This is a genomic window from Paludibacter propionicigenes WB4 (genome assembly GCF_000183135.1).
GTDB lineage: Bacteria > Bacteroidota > Bacteroidia > Bacteroidales > Paludibacteraceae > Paludibacter > Paludibacter propionicigenes.
In genome coordinates, this window is sequence record NC_014734.1 from 2,376,348 (window position 1) to 2,395,012 (window position 18,665).

The window sequence follows — 18,665 nt, forward strand, 5'->3', positions numbered from 1 at the left end:
TGATATCGAACTAATCTCAGTGGATTTGACTACAGAGTCACTATGTATTGATTCAGAATATCATTTATTTAGGACTTTGCCTGAGTCATAAGTTATAAGATTGGGCGCAGTGTTTATAATCGTCCATGACGAAAATTATTTTTTGTAAAAGAACGCATCCGCAAAGCGTTGACGGAAAAACTGATAAATACTGAAAACTATTTTATAGTGGATAGTATGCCTTTGGAAATTTAATACCGATACTGAGATTCTAATGGAATATCGATAAACAAGGTTTGCTGCTTTTCCTGCCAATTCTGGTAATTACTTGATGATGTATTGTTTACTACGGATCGTTTTTTTTTGCTACATTAAATAGATTAATATGTAGATTTGCCTATTTTATGTATAAATTTGTGGTGTAGATAATTTATGAATTCTATTCAAATTTGTATTGAATAGAATTCATAAATTGACATACATAAGGATTGAACTATACATAGACAAACTACCCGATTTTATACTAAAAAAGCAACTGCAATTATATAGATGATTATTTTCCTTGGGGAGCTATTATGCTTGATGGTATTGTTTGATTTAAAATCAGAGACCAAAACAGATAAGTTATATTCACCTCAGACAAAGAATCAAATACCTGTAAAATCTACGAATGTCGTTTTTTTACCCATGTAAACTAGGGAAAACAAAACAATAACATATACTAATTTATGACATATACTTATACCAAATAAATTATTTTAGAATTCATGTTTGCAATCAATTTATCTACTTCATTTTCAATACTTACTATCTCTAAGCTATTACTTGCCATTCTATTGTTTTATCTAAATTTTAAAATTCCTTCTTTGAAAGCAATCGGTTATTGGGCATTGAGCTGTTTATTGTCAGCATTGAGCACATTCGTTTTTTCAGAATATCCTTACCCTGCTTCTGAGGCTGTGGATTTTGTTTATTCGTTTTTGTTTAATGTATTATTAATCGGCGGTGAATGCTTTTTTTTAGCTGGTTTGTGGTCTTTTAAAAATAAAAGGATTAACAAACCTGTGCTCTGGGGCTTCCTTTTGGCTACCACCATTAATAGCATCGTATTTTCGTTTTTCTTTCCGGTTCTTTGGATTCGATTATCCATTAATGCCTGTCTGATGTTTGTGCTATGTTTTATCAATGCGCTTGAATTATTGAGCAATCCGAGAAAATCGTTAAACTCACTATTTAAATGGAGTTCGTTTCTCTATTTCTTCTATGCAACTTCTCAATTGCTAAGATTTGTTACCGGAGTATTTTTTAGACCAGTTAACCCATTGGGAAATTCTACTATTGCAATCTATTTACATTTTATACTCGGGATTTGTATTGAGGTACTAGCTTATAACTTAATTCTGATAATAATGACATATCTAAATGATGAAATAAACGAACAATTGAAGGCTAAGAATAAACTTTACGCTGTTATTGCTCACGATATAAGGAATCCATTAGGTAATTTAAGCAACTATGTAAGTATTTTTAAACAATCGCATGACGAATGGGATGATATTAAGGTTAAGGGTTGGATTGATGACATGGACAAAATGACATCCAACTCCCGAATTTTGCTTGAGAATTTGCTCAATTGGAGTAAGAGTCAGCTCAACGAAATCATTGTACAACCACGCATCAATAACTTAAATCAAATTATAAATAATGTCGTTGTTTCACTGAAACCTATGATAGATAATAAAAAAATCAGACTACTAATCCAAATCAAGCCTGAAACCAAGGCTTACTTTGACGCCGATATGATAACGCTTGTTATACGTAATTTATGTACGAATGCTATTAAGTTTACGTCGGCAAATGGAACAATAACAATTTCTGCCATCGCTTTGTCGGACAAAATAGAAGTTGCTGTAAATGATGATGGTATAGGTATTGAAAAGTCCAAATTGACTTTGATTTTTGATTCTAAAGCCAATTTTTCTTCTTATGGGACAAATGGTGAAAAAGGTTCTGGATTTGGGTTGCCATTGTGCAAAGAATTTGTGGAATTAAACAACGGGAAAATAATAGTGAATAGCACCATGAATGTTGGAAGTTGTTTTGCGTTTACGTTGCCAATATCACCTTGAGTATTCAATATATCTACTACAAGACAGCGCAATATTTCACGAAACAAATACGTCTTGTTTTTTTAAGAAATAAGACGTATGAAGCCCATTTGTTGTTCTAGTCACTACAAGAAAAGTAGCTATTGAAGTGGTAGTTCATGTAAGGCACCTCTATTATAATAGCTTATTCTCATAATTCAGCTCCTGCTTTTCAAATAACAAATCAACAATATGTAACTCTGATCGATCATTTTTTTCCTTGTTTTTTGTAGTTATTTTGCCATGTCAAACGGAGAATATTTATGTAGTATTAAATACTACATATTTAAAATATAGTTATTGGAATATATTATTTCACTCATCATCCTTCACTGTTATTTGACATTATATTAATGCTCAAAAATAACCGAATAAGATTAGACTTAATTGTATAGATTTGAGCTGAGCTCAATATTGTCAATTATATTGCTACAATTTATGATTATTTCATAATTGTGCTTCCTTTTTGCTTCCTTATCTTGTTTGAAAAAGTAGTATTTGTACATAACTTTGCTATTACTGACTTTAATTATATGAAATATCTAGATTGAATCACAGTGAGTATGTAGCAATTATTACTTTACTCGTAGTATTTTATTGAGTATTTAAACATCATAACATCTCTACTTGAAATAACTAATGTTGAATACTTTCAATTGAAGTTTATCAACTAAATTGTGATTAAGATGGAATGAATTTATTTATTGTCTAGACATTGTGATATCTAAAAATCACGTTGAAAATTTTTCATACATTTATGACCATACCCGATACACATACATTATTACTTGTTTTTGCAACAATAAAATTATTGTTGGGTTTCTTATTGTATTTGCTAAGTTCTAGAGTGCCCCATATAAAGGGAATAAAGCTTTGGGCCTATGGAAGCTTAATCACTGGATTAGGTTTTTTTATTTATGTATTTTCCCCCTATTCTGTATCTGCCACGCTCAGTTTTGCGTATTCTTTACTACAGAATCTGTGTATAATGCTGGGTGAGTGTCTCTTTTTTACCGGACTTCAAAAGTTTATCGGAAATCCAACTAAGAAATCAATACTCCTAGGCTTTCCTTTGTTTGTCGTAGTTAATAATATTGTCTTTTCCTTGATTTTTCATTGCGGTTGGATATCTTTATTTATTAACGCTTTTTTGTTGTTTGTATTGTATGGTATTGCTGCTCAAGAATTTAGTAAAAAACAACAAAAATTTGTTCAGTTACCGTCTAGTTGGAAATTCATTTTCTACAGCTTAGCCTCATGCGCATTATTGAATTTAATCAGAGCTATTTTCTATGTCATTACAAAACCAATTAATTCTTTTGAAAATAATAGTATTATAACAGTTTTAATTCTTTTGACAACAATATGCGTAGCCTTACTTACGTATGATTTGATTTTAGTTGTTATGAGTTCATTGAACGATAATCTGACTGAAGAGATTGAGTTTAAAAACAGACTATATGCTGTCATTGCAAACGACTTGCGAAATCCATTTGAAACCTATGAAAACCATGTTGGGGTATTGAAACAGTCGTATAATATCTGGAATAGCAACCAGATAAAATCCTGGATTTATGATATGGAAAATATAAGTCTTGATTCTCGTTTTTTAGTAGAAAGTTTGCTGAGTTGGTGCGAATGCCAACTCAAACAAAACAGGATATATTTTAACAAACAAAATATAAGGGAAGTGATTGATACAGCAATTACTCATGTACAACATCTGGCTGTTCATAAAAACATTCAAATATTAGCTCCAGAATACACTGAAATCAAAGCCTGTTTCGATACTGACACGATTAGAATTGTTATTGAAAATTTGTATGCTAACATCATTCAATCTACAGCATCAAATGGGGTCGTCCGAACAACGATTGGTTGTAAGACTGATAAAATTGGAATTATCATATCGAACAAGGATATTGGAGCCGATGCAGAGGAATTGGACAAACTATTTGAAATGAAAGAAAGGGATTCTTCTGTTGGTTTCAATTCCAATAAAGTCTCGGGATTTGGATTGCTAATATGCAAAGAGTTTATTGAATTAAATGGAGGTGAAATAATGACAAAAAGTACAGCCGATGCAGATAATTATTTTGCATTTACATTGCCATTGTTGTCCAGCTAAGATTTTATAAAACCTCAGTAATTATAACCTGACTAGAAACAATTTAAAATACTAATTTAACCTAAAATAAAACTGCACAAAAAAATATACTATGGAAAATGTGATTAAAAGTGGACGGATCCTAGTTGTAGAGGATGATAATTGTAATATTCAGATCGTAAAGTTTGCTTTAGAAGATGATTATGAAGTGATAGCTGCTTCCAATGGTTTAGATGCAATTAATATGATACCAGAAGTTAAACCTGATTTTATATTATTAGACTGGTGCATGCCCGTGATGGATGGGCTGGAAACTTTACAACATCTAAAAAGGGATGAGGTATTGAAAACTATTCCTGTGGCGATGCTTACAGGATCCAAAATAGAAACCGAGGATTTGTTATTGGCCTATCAATATGGAGTTGTTGACTTTATTCGGAAGCCGTTTAATATGCTTGAACTAAAAGCACGCGTTAAATCTATGCTTGAAGTTTCAAGATTTTACAAGACTGAGATTATAAAAAGGGAAGCAAGTTTGACCTCTTATGCTATTCAATTGTCTGAAGCGAATAGATTTTTGGTAGAGACTGCGGCTAAAATTCAAGAATCTAACTCTAAACAAATATCTAATTGCGATATTATTAATGATATAAAACATAGCTTTAATGCTAAAGTTGTAAATTCCGCTATGAAACAATTTGGCGAACACTTTTTGAATATTCATGAGGATTTCGATAAAAATCTACTTAAAGCGCATCCTAATATTTCACCTGCCGAAATGAAACTGGCAACGTTCTTGCGGTTGAATTTGAAAACAAAAGAGATTTCAGCCATTCTTCATCAAGCACCAGATAGTATCAGGGTTTCTCGTACTCGACTCAGGAGAAAATTGAATCTGGATCCAGATACAAATTTGACAACATATTTAATGGGCTTTTAATATACAAGCTCCCTCCATAGTCAATTTACAAGTTCGGATCTGGACATTTTACTATTGATTGTCCGGTTGTTTTTAGTTAGTATTTTGATGAATACTAAGCTATGATAAAGCAAACCAACAGGATAGAGTGAAGGTGAGTATTATTTGCTTCTTGACATAAGAGTAGGTCTTATGCTGGTTGCTTTTTTATTAAAAGCCAAGCAGAAGATTCAGATTATTTTTCCGTTCCGTAGAAATGCAGCATGCCACGCTTCTACAAATGTGAGATTTCACGTCTCCACTTTCCCTAGTGCAAAGAGTTATCAGTTTTGCATATAATTCCAATTTGATGTGTAAATAATGATTTATACCAAACGAAACTATTATTTCCCCATCCCCACTTATAGTAAAGACACGGCATACCACGTCTTAATTATCCACTAAATATTACAACAAATATAATTTAGGCAAAATTTATCTTTTGTTTCCTTTTTGCTTCTTCAATAATTATTTTTTGCTTCCTTTTTGCTTCTATAATAAATATTATATAATTCACGGAGCAATATATCTTTGTTTCGGAAATAAAAACAAGCAGATAATGAATCGAATTAAACCATCTGGTAGAATCATGTTGACGAGTCCAATTCAGAAAAAGATAACTTGCAACCATAAACTTATTATAAGTAGACTATATGATTTTATAATAAGGGCAGATTTCTTTTTGAATTACTCATTACTAAGGGAGATGATAAATATTGAATCTTGTGACTTCATCTTTTAGAAGAAAATATCAAATCCTATTTTCCGCTTATTTTGAAATGAAATGGTATAAAATACGACAGTATAATCATTAATAACAGACAAAGAATAGCATGAAACATTATAAAAAATTATATATCAGAATCATGAAACAAAATAACTCTAGAACTTTAAAAATGTTGGTCATCTTTACATTAGGTTCTCTGTTTATTGGGCATCTGCAGGCTCAAAACAAGCTTGGAAATAATCCAACAGTCGTCGCATCAGGGTCGTTGCTTGAACTTGAAAGTCTGAGCAAAGGTCTTCGGTTGCCCCGGATTCAGCTAGATAATGTTAGTGTTTGGACTTTAGATGGAAGTCCGGTGAGTGGTATGCTCATCTTCAACGAAACCGGAGCTGCTGCCAAAGGTATGTATTATTGGAGTACAGTGGATGCCAAGTGGTTGCGGCTGGCCAACTCTGAGGATTTAGCTAATCTGATTATACCTACAACTGTTTCCAATACCCTGACAGGTAATACGCTTACTACCATAGTAAATGGAGTCTCGGCATTGGGTGTAGATATTATTAAAAACAATGCGCTATCTATTGTCAACGGTGTACTTACTTCCACCGTGAATGGCGTAGCAAGTTCCCCAGGACTTCAGATATTGGCAGCAGCTGATAACGGCTTAACAGCCACCAATGGCAAAGTACAATTAGGCGGTACACTTATCACCCCTACCACTATTAAGACCTCGTCAGTCAATACTTTTTCATTGCAAGGTATCCAAACTGGTGATATTTCTACTGACAGTTTGTTGGTCATTGTGCCCGGTACAGGTGTAATACGAAAACTGAGTGCTACAGGCTTGGAGACTGCTATTTATAAGTCCATTACCTACGCATCTGCCGATGGACAGAAGCAATTTCCAACCCCGGTCACCATTACTGATCCGAAGAAAATACAGGTATATCGCAACGGTATAAACATTGAATTTATGGGAGTAATTGGCAGTGGGACTATCGACTTGGAAAATCCTGCTTCGTGCTATGTGGACGATGAAATTAAAATTATTCAATCGAAATAGTATTTGTAATTAATAGTCAAACAATTTAATTTTTAGAAAATGAAAAAAGTAGTAAAGAAACAAAAAATGAGAATTGCAGGCTTGTGCTTTGCAATTGGAATGTCGGCAGCTGTGAATGCACAGACTGTAACCGGAACAAATGTGCTAAAAACAGCAGGGAAAACAAACAGCGGTACAGCTGCCCCTGTTCGCGTAGTAGACAACAAGGGTACTATCAAGTACTTGCAAGTAAACAATGGTTTGACTCAGATTGTAAACACAACTAATGAGGTAACCACAACTACCTGGCAATTAGGTGGTACTTTAACTGAAAACACGTATATTGATGCTACAGGAAAGGTTTTTGCCCTGGATGGCCTTGCCGTGGTTACATCATCTGATGCTGCTGCGACCACTGCTACTAGTCTACATGGCACGACTAATCCAACTGGATATACCTTGTTGGTACATGATGAAGTAACCGGTGCAGTAAAAAAGCTGTTATTTTCTGATCTTGTTAAAGGTGGGCAATCATTCGCTCCAATAACCGACGCGACAGTGAACTACACATATACTGATGCCACAGTTCCTGTTGATGTAAAAAAAATATCTGTATACCGCAACGGTGTTAAGTTAGTGGCTGGAGAAGATTATACAAATGCTGGAACTGTTGGTGCAGTAACCGTAACCATTAAGAAATCAAATGGTGCTGATCCCGACGACTATGCATTTGTTGTAGGGGACAAAATTGAAATTCAGTGGATTCAATAGAATGCAATCTTTTAAAAAAGCTGTCGCATTAAGGATTGAACCGGATGTGTGCGGCAGCTTTTTTATCCATTAGCCCTTACTGAGTTAACCTTATTATATTTAATAGTTATCAACAATGCGATAATAATGTCCGGTTCTCCGTTAGCTGGACATACAAAATAAACTTAATATAAAGCAAAATGAAGAGTTTTATTTACAACAAGCCCATATATTTACTATTGTTTAACATCCTTTTGTCCTGTTCATATATGGGGGCTCAAGTACGCGTGGTCGATAACAAAGGAACTATTTCCACTATACCCATTAATTGGACTCGTGTTACGGGTACCACGAAAGATATTTACAATACAGACTTGGGAAACGTAGGTGTAGGAATAGTTAAACCTATGGCCACATTCCACAATTCCGGATCAACTATTTTGGGGGCTAAAGCGGGTAATACAACGCTATCTTCAAGTGCTGCTTTAATATATGCCGACTATACCGTTTTCAATTATTCGGCATCTACTTCAGGTGTTACCCTAAGCCTTCCTGCCACGATGACGGATGCGACTGCAGGTAGACTTATTACCATCACAAACACGGGGACTACCAATGGCTTCGATGTTTCTTTTTCCGCAGGTGCTGTGGTTACCCTGCCCGTGGGATATGCCCAATCTTTTGTTTGGAATGGCACCGTATGGACTCCTCAATCATCACCGGTAGCCTTATCCGTCCCCATCAGCGGGCTGACAGCAGCTACCAAGAATAATAGCATTGATAATACCAATTATACTCAGACTTGGAACTGGAGTACAGCTACCACGCAAAGTCCTTTGGCACTGAGTGCTCCTGCTTTGACAGATGGTAATTTGCTATCGATAAGTGGTGGTGCAGCTAGTATGATCGGAAATTTACTTAAGGTCAACGGGGCTTCAACCTATTATGGTAATGCAGGAGTTTGGTTCAACTTTAGCGGTGATCATATTGGCCATGGTTTTTATTTATCCGATATGACTACGAAAGGGAATGCAATGAGAATTTGGGCTGAGAACGTAACTACGGGAAATGCTTTAAATATAACCGGTGGTAGTGCTCTGACTACGGGTTCGCTTATCAATGCCACAGCGGCAGTAGCTGCAACCACCACCAAAGGTCTTTTGAATATAGCCAATACGGCAGCATCCACTACCGGGACTGTGGCCACTATTCAGGCCAACAGCACAGCAGGTTCAGGCCTTACCGTGCTGGCCAACGGGAATGTAGGAGTTGGAACTTCTGCTCCTACAGCTGCGCTACATTTACAAGCCGGAACGGCTACAGCCGGAACAGCTCCATTGAAATTAAGCTCAGGCGCTAACCTCACCACAGCCGAAAGCGGAGCCGTGGAGTTTGATGGTAGCCATTTTTACGGCACAGCCGGCACCAACCGCCTGACGCTGGATAACTCAGCCCTGACCGGTATAGCCGGTGGTGCGGCACAAGCGCAGACTGTTGACAACTCTATTTCGGCACTCACTAAGGGTATGACCGTAACCTGGGTTCCGACAGCCAGTAACACAGCTGCCGACCCTACGCTGGCGGTGGGAACCGCAACGGCTACAACCGTAAAGAAATCAGGAACAGCATCACTGGCGGCAAATGATATTGCGCTGGGTGTGGCAGCTACCGCTGTGTATGATGGCACCAACTGGCAACTACAGAATCCGCAGTCAGCCACAGCCTGGTCGCTCACCGGAAATGGCGGCACTACCGCCGCTACTAATTTTATGGGTACTACCGATGATAAAGATGTGGTATTTAAGCGTAATGGTATACTGGCTGGTTTGCTGAATTTGTCAAGTTCTAACACCAGCTGGGGAGTAGATGCATTTAATACTACTGCTACTGGAACTTACAATTCAGTATTCGGATATCAGGCTCTTAAAAGCCTTACTTCCGGTAATGGCAACTCTGCCTTTGGTCGTAGAGCGCTCACAAATAATACTACTGGTTATGGTAATCTGGCTGTAGGTTCTCAGGCTTTGCAGTCCAATACCACCGGAAGTAGTAATACTGCTGTTGGTCAAGGTGCACTGTTTAACACTACCACTGGAAGCAATAATATCGCTATCGGTGCTAATGCTCAGGTTCTTACTACTACTAATGATAACCAGTTGAGCATTGGTAATTCCATTTATGGGTTGGGTATGGGTACGGCTACACCAAAAATCGGTATTGGGCTAAATGCTCCTACAGCTGCTCTGCACTTGTTAGCCGGAACGGCTTCAGCCGGTACAGCTCCCTTGAAATTAACGTCATCAGGAACGGCGGTTCTACTTACTACACCTGAAACAGGTGCAATTGAGTTTGATGGCACTCATTTATACTGTACTATTGGCACTACCCGATACCAGCTCGACCAACAGAATTCTATATCTGGAGAAATTAAAATATGGGCAGGGACTACTACTGCTACTACCCTACCTGCAGGATGGCTTGTCTGCGATGGTTCTGCTATATCTCGTACTACTTATGCTAATCTATTCTTAGTACTAGGTACTACTTATGGCGCGGGAGATGGTTCTACTACATTTAATCTCCCAAACTTAAAGGGTAGAGTTCCTGTAGGGTATGATGGATCACAGACTGAGTTTAATGCCTTAAATAAAACTGGCGGCGAAAAGACTCATACCTTGACTATTGCTGAAATGCCAAGCCATAATCATTATAATGGTAATGGTGGTTACAACGTTTTATTATCGTATGGTGGTGGTGCTAACACGACTGATGGCTTAGATAATACTGGTGGTGAACCCGATGTCCACAATTTTGGTTATGAGCAAAATGCAGGTGGTGGTCAGGCACATAACAATTTGCAACCGTACATTGTATTGAATTATATAATTAAATACTGAAATGATAGACACGATTCCAATTCATTGCCTTGTTGTCGGCACAGGAGCTAAGACAAAATAATTAAAACAGTAAGTTACTTTCATGTAAATTTATATTTAAACAATTACCTGATGAAACGAAGACAATTGATCCTATGGTGCATCGTGTTACAGTTATTGGCCATTACGGTTATACATGCTCAGACTACAACTGGGGAGTATAACAGCGGGAATAGTTATATATTGCCCAATTCGCCATCCAGTACACTATTTACCCAAACATGGGGAAAGCAAACAGGACTGGATTTCGTGAATGGAACTTCCGGTATAATTATTAATAATGGCGCGGTGTGGTATACAGGCAATTTTCAGAATAACGGTAGCGTAAGTTATGACCGCACGTTGACGCATTATCCAGCCTTGAGTTACTTTAGCGGTACTACGGCACAGACTATCTCAGGTACTGGCAGCACCTTGTTTCACAATGTCTCGTTTCAGGGGAACTCTTTCAACTTGCAGCAGGATATTCATATTGATAGTTTGATAGACTTTGAATCGGGTATAATTACGTCATCACAAACCAGCCTTGTGGTACCAACAAACTCAGTGTTGATGCTGGCCGGCTCATCATGGCTCAATGCCTCGGATGCTTGCTTTGTAGATGGATTTGTTCAAAAAACAGGTAACACGGCTTTTACATTTCCCATAGGCAACGGGGGGTATTTTCGTCCGGCTGGCATTGCGGCTCCCGCTGTAACCACCGATGTGTTTAGTGCTCGCTATCTGTATGCCGATCCCTCTTCGGTAGGCTATACACGTACTAATAAAGCCAATGGTGTGGGCGTGGTAAGCAATAAAGAATACTGGATTATCCAGCGGACTACCGGAAGTTCAACTCCGTCTGTCACCTTAACCTGGAATACCAGCAAGACAAGTGCTTCCGTACCTACCGACTTGAGTAAAGTGCAGGTAGTGCGCTGGAACGGTACCCAATGGATCAGCGAAGGAAATGTTTCGACTACCGGCGACGCCACCGCAGGGTCGGTCACAGCCAATGTCACGGGTTACGGGGTGTTTACGCTGGCATCGGTAGTGAGCAAAGTAATAGCTATAAACGACCTCTACACGATGGTGCAGAATTCATCACTAAATGGAAGTGTGGCTTTAAATGATACGGTGACTGGTGGAGTGAATAACTGGTCGGAGACTGTCAATCCTCAACACGGTAGCCTGACGATGCAAACGAATGGTGCCATTACCTACACGCCAAATGCTGATTATAACGGCACGGACAGTTTCACCTATATTCTGACTGATGCGTTTGGGAATAGTTCTTCGGCTAAAGCTACGATCACGATCAAACCGATATCGGGTTATCTGCTTGTAAACAAACATTCGAGCGAACCGGTGTTGCAAGGCGACGGAACATTTACCTGGAAATATTTTATTACCCTGGCTAATGTACAAACTACCCCCATTGATTCTGTCCATGTGACGGATGATCTGAGCAAAGTGTTTGCGAGTCCGATCACCTTTGCTGTTACCAGTATTACGGCTACCGGCAATTTGAATGCCAACGGATTGTATGATGGGACTAACCATACAAATTTGTTGTTGGATGTGAGTTCATTGGCTGCCAACACAAAAGATTCCGTCACGATTGAATTAAAAGTAGATCCACATGAATATGTTGGCAAGGTATATAGTCAGGCGGAGTTTGATGGAACGATAGGCGTATTGGGTGTAGTGAGCAACCTGCTTACGGATGATCCTGCTAATACAAGTAGTACGGCAACACGACGTCCGACAGAGACTATCATACCGATGATTGAGATTAAAATTCCTAATGCATTTTCACCCAATCATGATGGGTTTAACGATATGTTTGTGATTTCACACGCAAGTGATGTAACACTGAGTTTCGAAGTGTTTAACCGTTGGGGAGTCCGGGTGTACAAAAACAGCAGTTATCAGAATGAGTGGGACGGAAAAGGTACGGGAACTTTACTCGGAAGCGACTTACCTGAAGGTACCTACTATTATGTGGTAGGAACGACTCATCAGATTACACATGAGTTGAAAAAATATTCAGGATTTATCACGCTTAAGCGATAAGCACATCACACTAAGTGAGAAGTGAAACGGTCAACTAATCAATACTTAATGCACAGCTACAATGGCAATTTTAATTTATAAAAAGATTTTCAGGAGGAGTTATAGTTTTGAAATACGGCTTTTGTCTGTAGTACTCGCAAGTTTGCTCTGTACCTGCAATTTACTAAAAGCCCAACAAGAGCCCATGTATTCGCAATATATGTTTAACATGCTGCATATTAATCCTGCTTATGCCGGAAGCCGTGCAACCGATAATATTACCCTGCTGTACCGCAACCAGTGGGTGGGTCTGGCGGGAGCTCCCAGAACGGGTACCTTCTCGTGGGACCGACGTGCAGATGATAGTAATGTGGGATATGGATTGGAAGTGTATAGCGATAAGTTAGGCATTGAAACAACAACCGGGCTTCAAGCTTTTTATTCGTACCATCTGCCGTTTGAAAATTCATATCTGTCGCTGGGACTTAGTGGAGGATTTCTCAACTACAAAGTTGCCTATAGCGAAGCGGTGACAAACACGGGTGGAGATCCCGTGTATCAGACTGACATAAACAGTTGGTTACCTACAGCAGGATTCGGTATGGTGTATGTTACACCTGTTTGGTATGTAGGTCTTTCTATTCCGGCATTATTAAATACCAAAGTTAGCGCAAAAGGAACTGTTACCTCTAGTGGATTTGGAGCAAACAACCATTATTTTTTAACTGGGGGGTATGATTTTGTTTTAGACGAAAATATGAAATTGAAACCTTCGGTAATGATTAAAGCAGTTAAAGGATCACCTGTGCAGTATGACATTAATACCATGTGGTGGTTTAAGGATAAACTAGGGTTAGGCGTAAGTTATAGACATGCTGATGCGGTAGTGGGCTTGTTGGAAGTTCAGATCACTCCAAAATTACGGCTAGGTTACTCCTATGATTATACTATTTCTGATTTTCGCACATACAATCAGGGAACGCACGAGCTGATGCTACGTTGGGAGATTCCGAATTCTAAATGTAAAACATGTGATGACCAAAAAAAAGCATTTTCCGTAAATTAATAGACAGTAAAGAATCCATCTCAAGAAACTGACACTGTCTCTATATCTAAATTGTTGAACATTCGTATTCACGATTAAGATTTTCTGAATATTTTGTGAAAATATAGAACAACTCATGTTCGTGCACTTATTTGAAAAATTAATGTTTTGTTAATCATGTCTCAATATATATAAAATGAAAATGACTACTGTGAGAGCTATTGTTTTAATTATACTGGCGTTTGTAAGTATTCTCGGACTTTCCGTTAATGGTCAAACAACAACCGAAGGTGTCTCGCTGAGTGCATCCGGTGTAATAAAGAAAGGTGATGATGCTTATAAGGTGTCAAATCTCACCTTGGCCGAAGCTTATTATAAACAATACATAACCGTTACGTCGGAATCGGAAGTACCTGCCATCGTCTGGTTGAAACTGGCAGACTGTTACTGGCAGCTGCGGGAATTTGATAAGTGCTTAACGATGTACGAATCAATGTTCAAATACAACCATCCAAAATTAGGAAACAAAGATAACATCCGGCTGTCTGAACTGTATGCACGGACAAAAGATTATGCCAATGCTTACAAATGGCTAAAAGGAATACCTGGCTATGAGCTGAAAGCAGAGGGATATAATGACAAAAAAAAGCGAATAGAAATGGAAAAGGACTCTGATTGTTGGGAAGTTACCAGATTAGATATCAATCCGAACTATCGGATGTTTGCCCCTACCCTAGTTGACAGTGTTCTCCTTTTTAGCAGCAACCGCCCCTCTGTACCCAAAAATCAATCTGCCGACTGGAATGGCATCGCTGCTAGTCAGCTCTGGCAGATTAGCTTAACACCCGGCCCAAAAGAAACCGGGTCGACCACACAGCCTCCACACGATCGTATGGAATTTGTAAAGAATGAGGTGATAAAGAAAAGATTGGCCGGTGTATATGAAATAGCGGATGTGGCTGTGCAACGGAGAGATCGATATGCTTATAAAATCAGGCAGTCTCTTGTTCTGGATGAAAAGTTTGAAGGTAAACCTGTGGCCGGATTTGAGAATTCACGCTATCAAGCTCTTTCTGTTTCGCTTGATAGTGATCGGGACATTTATTTCTCGGCTACTGATAAAAATGATAATGTTCGTTTGAAAGAGGGAAAATACACGGGAGCCGAAGTGACAAATATTAAGGAGATAAACCTGGGTAAGTGGGGCGGTATTTATGCTTCTATGCATCCTGCCGTAAATCAAAAAGGAACAGTGCTTGTTTTCAGCAGTGATCAAACAGGTGGTCGGGGCGGATATGATCTTTACGTTAGTATCCGAAAGGACAAAACACAGGAATGGAGTACCCCCCAAAATTTATCTTCATTCAATACAGCAGGTAACGAGGTGTTTCCAACGATTACGCCCGATGGCTATCTCTACTTTAGCAGCGATGGCATGGCAGGATTAGGCGGATTGGACATTTACAGAATCAACCTGACCGATGTGTTGGATAATAAAGGAGCTGTAGAGCATTTAAGTGCTCCGATTAATAGTGCGGCAGATGATTATGGGTGGGCACAGTATAAAGATAACCAATCAGGTTATTTTACGTCGGATCGTGTGCAGTCCAATGACAATATCTACAATTTTCATTATATACCCAAAGTAACAATTTTTGGCACAGTGAAAAATAAACTTACAGACCTTCCCATTCCTAATGCAACCGTTTTTGTATATGATAAGCAAAAGGAGAAGGTATATGTACAGAAAACAAATAAACAGGGAAATTATACAGCACGTGTAAGCAAAGGAGGAGATGCGTATGTAAAGGCAATTATAAATCCTTACGATACAGTTTTTCAGAATACGGTTTTTAATGAATCTAGTCATGGTATATTGATACGCAACTGTACAAATGACACACCTGGTAGTGAACTGTTTTTGAATAAATTGAGTCTTGGTACTGCTTGGCAGATGGATACTATTTATTATGATTTTGACAAATGGGATATTCAACCTGTTGCGTATTCGATGCTTGATAGCATAGTTTCTCTGTTAAAGTCGTACACGATGATGCACGTTGAAATAGCTTCGTATACCGATAAACGAGGGACGGTTGAGTATAATCTCTGGCTTTCGCAGCAACGTGCCAATGCTGTGGTAAACTACATTGTACGACAAGGAGTAGATGCGGGTCGCATAAAGGCGCGGGGATATGGTAAGAATCGGTTGATTGTTGGAGATCCCAGCGATATCTCCGACAGAGAGAAAATCGATCAGATCAACCGCCGATCTGAAATAAAAGTCACCGGATTTGAGTATACTCCAGATAAGTCTATGCAACCTGTTTCTGACAACACAAAATACAAGCAGGGCGAGGTGATTGATCCAAACTCTTTGCCCGACAATTTCTTTGCTCCCGAATTTCCTTTTCCGGAAAATCAAAAAAAGTAGGTCATATTTCTTCCCTCCCCGTAACAAGGGGAAGGAGGGACGTGTTTCCTCCGGCAATCTATCGGCTAGTCCTGAAATAGGTTTACAAAAAAGTAAACACAATTCAGGATTATGAGTCCTACATTCTTGTACGAACCTACTGCCCGGGTTACTACAAAATCGTTTTTTGGAATCGGACCGGACAGCTTTACTGATGGACTTTCATTAGCTTATCTGGCAAGTCGTGCTAGCAGGGTGAATACATCCACTTGTATCTATGTGCTGCACTATCCCTATACCGCCGATGACTTTTGGTGGAACGATTGCAGTGGAGAAAGTTCGTCGACGCTTCGTGCCAATTTCAACTCGGGCTGAAGAGTGCCCGAGTTTCGGCTATGTTTAGCGGACACGCGCACCAGTCCGCAAATCGCTTCACAGGCTTTATAACCGACTAAACCACCGGATATGCAGGTAACGGGCGGTCCAGCTTGCTTTCGTAAAAGGTTTGATGATGAAAGCAAGAGGTTTACTCACCAAAGTAATTGGTTTGCTGATAGAGTCAGACGGTCTAGTGCCCGAAGTAGTCGCCTTAGTGATGGAAGTAACCGTCTTGTTGACAGAACAAGCCGGCTCAATGACCAATGAAGTAATAGGTTTAATTGCTGATGTTCGCTTTATAACTATCAGTTTGAGGGTTTATAAGCATCAGGCACATTCTTTAAAATTTTGCTTTTGTATGATAAATAAACCTGATTTTCATATAAATAGAATAATGATTTCACTTATACTGACAATTAATTCTAAATAAATACAATAGATCGGTGCCCTGCATCTTTGATTATATGTATCTGAAAATACTCTACAAAAAATAAGGAATATCGTCTAAAAGATAACGACAAGTGCATAAAATTAACTATTAAAAACAGGATGAGCAAAAGTACTTAAAAACGTTTCGGCGAACCAGTAAATCCACTTTAAAATTCAAAAATATGGAATACTCATATAGCGTAAATGATATCAGTCAAACCATTATTGTGGTTATTGTTGGAGAAGTAACTGCTGCTAATTTTGAAAAACTGGATATCGAAATTTGCTTGCTGGCATTGAATCTTCATTATAAAATAATTTTTGATTTCTCGCAAACAACTATAACCATAAGCATGGGTGAAGCATATTTCTGGTTTGCAAATCATTTAGATAAAATTAATCTGTTGTTTAGAAGAATTCCTACGGCGCATATTGCAAATGACAAAAATGAAAACTTTTTCCATTTTGTAGAAACTACATGGAATAATCATGGAATAATAACGAAAATGTTTAAAGACTTAGAAGCAGCATCAAATTGGGTGGAAAGATTCTGAATTTGAATAAGCGTTGATGTCTAAATAATTATTTTAAACATTGATGATAAATGTAGTTTTTAAGAGAGACAGTATGATATATTCAATTATTATAATAACAGACGATAAAGTATTTCCTAATTATTTCACTGGTTTATTTAATTGGAGAGTGAAGTCTGCAAATATTATTATTTAGCCTTTTATATTCCTATTCCGTAAGGGAATAGTACAGAATAGGAATATGGTATTTAACTTATTTTAATTCAAGTTCTTTATTCCACTTTTGAAATACGCTATCAAATTGGTTTAACAGTTTGGGTTTCGTTGCTGATTTTTCGGCATTCGTAAGCGTTCTAAGTGAAGCAAATCTTTCAGTATTATGCATTCTCTTATCATCATACACTTCAACTCCAAATTTTTCATTAAAACATTTCAGAGCTGTGGCTGTATTATATTCACTTAAAACATTGTTTCGTTTTAGATAAAAATACAATTTTGACGTTTCGTTTTTTTCTATTTTACCAATCTCCCATTCTCTCCAACAATTATCTGTTTTAGTTAGTCCAATCGTTTGTAATTTTTCTAATAATAAATCAACATTCTCTGAATACGGACTTATAAATAGTTCTGAAAAGGATAACGGCTGTTTAGTTTTGATTGTAGTTATATCAATTATTTCTGGTTGATTTATCTTTATTTGTTTAGTTCTATCCATGTCTATTAATAATTCTAATTGCACATTCATATGTTTTATCAGTATTCTAACATCATTTGACATATTGCTTTTAACAATACTTCTTGAATAATCACGTTTGCAATCAATTAGTGTGTTTGCATTTATAGTATTATAAATCCCATCTTCTGCCATTTCAAATATCATTCTTCTATTTTCGGTTACTATTTCAATTAAATATAATAGTGCATTATTTAATTCGAATAAGTCTGACTTAAGTATTAAGTTGTTTTTATTAGGAAGAAGTTTAAATAGACCAATAAAATTATGAAATAAATCAATAATATATTGATTATTCTCAGGTAAAAAACGCTTAGCTACAATTATTTCTAAAAAATCATACGTTTTTATTACTATTTCATTTACAAGTAGCTCTACTGAATTATATTCTTCATTTGTAATTTGTTTTGTGGCGAGGTTGCTGTCTAATGAAATTATCTCAACTTTTTTCATA

Annotated in this window: 13 protein-coding genes; 12 read left to right on the forward strand and 1 reads right to left on the reverse strand. The window is 37.6% G+C overall.

The genetic code is table 11. The features are described from left to right. The first annotated feature begins 845 nt into the window (after nt 1–845). From PALPR_RS15420 to PALPR_RS09910, 12 genes are all read left to right on the forward strand, one after another. Entirely contained in the window at nt 846–2,108 is a 1,263-nt protein-coding gene (locus tag PALPR_RS15420) for a sensor histidine kinase (protein WP_171805035.1), read from the forward strand. Between the two features lie 754 nt (nt 2,109–2,862). Then, nucleotides 2,863–4,254: a sensor histidine kinase gene (locus tag PALPR_RS09855; protein ID WP_148226459.1), complete on the forward strand. Its 1,392-nt coding sequence runs from the start codon at nt 2,863–2,865 to the stop codon at nt 4,252–4,254. A 91-nt stretch (nt 4,255–4,345) separates the two neighbouring features. Next, nucleotides 4,346–5,173, forward strand: a complete 828-nt coding sequence (locus PALPR_RS15425) for a response regulator (RefSeq protein WP_013445472.1) — start codon at nt 4,346–4,348, stop codon at nt 5,171–5,173. Nucleotides 5,174–6,057: 884 nt separating this feature from the next. Beyond that, a complete protein-coding gene (locus PALPR_RS09870) occupies nt 6,058–6,981 on the forward strand; it encodes a hypothetical protein (protein ID WP_148226460.1) in 924 nt (307 codons plus the stop codon). Nucleotides 6,982–7,020: 39 nt separating this feature from the next. Then, nucleotides 7,021–7,731 (forward strand): hypothetical protein, encoded by a 711-nt coding sequence (locus tag PALPR_RS09875; RefSeq protein ID WP_013445475.1) that lies wholly within the window; start codon nt 7,021–7,023, stop codon nt 7,729–7,731. 248 nt (nt 7,732–7,979) lie between these two features. Continuing rightward, a complete protein-coding gene (locus PALPR_RS15430) occupies nt 7,980–10,607 on the forward strand; it encodes a tail fiber protein (RefSeq protein WP_049777030.1) in 2,628 nt (875 codons plus the stop codon). 111 nt (nt 10,608–10,718) lie between these two features. Beyond that, on the forward strand, nt 10,719–12,701 hold the full coding sequence (locus PALPR_RS09885) for a T9SS C-terminal target domain-containing protein (RefSeq protein WP_013445477.1): 1,983 nt from the start codon (nt 10,719–10,721) through the stop codon (nt 12,699–12,701). A gap of 61 nt (nt 12,702–12,762) precedes the next feature. Further along, nucleotides 12,763–13,746, forward strand: coding sequence for a PorP/SprF family type IX secretion system membrane protein (locus PALPR_RS09890; RefSeq protein ID WP_013445478.1), 984 nt, complete (start codon nt 12,763–12,765; stop codon nt 13,744–13,746). 175 nt (nt 13,747–13,921) lie between these two features. After that, complete coding sequence (locus tag PALPR_RS09895) at nt 13,922–16,159, forward strand: OmpA family protein (RefSeq protein WP_041620368.1); 2,238 nt, start codon at nt 13,922–13,924, stop codon at nt 16,157–16,159. A 111-nt stretch (nt 16,160–16,270) separates the two neighbouring features. Continuing rightward, on the forward strand, nt 16,271–16,513 hold the full coding sequence (locus tag PALPR_RS09900) for a hypothetical protein (protein WP_013445480.1): 243 nt from the start codon (nt 16,271–16,273) through the stop codon (nt 16,511–16,513). A 133-nt stretch (nt 16,514–16,646) separates the two neighbouring features. Then, a complete protein-coding gene (locus tag PALPR_RS09905; RefSeq protein WP_148226461.1) occupies nt 16,647–16,946 on the forward strand; it encodes a hypothetical protein in 300 nt (99 codons plus the stop codon). Nucleotides 16,947–17,127: 181 nt separating this feature from the next. Further along, nucleotides 17,128–17,499, forward strand: a complete 372-nt coding sequence (locus PALPR_RS09910; protein ID WP_013445482.1) for a hypothetical protein — start codon at nt 17,128–17,130, stop codon at nt 17,497–17,499. 232 nt (nt 17,500–17,731) lie between these two features. Here the strand turns inward: PALPR_RS09910 and PALPR_RS09915 are convergent, their stop codons facing one another. Further along, a complete protein-coding gene (locus tag PALPR_RS09915) occupies nt 17,732–18,664 on the reverse strand; it encodes a hypothetical protein (protein WP_013445484.1) in 933 nt (310 codons plus the stop codon). Nucleotide 18,665: the final 1 nt, after the last annotated feature.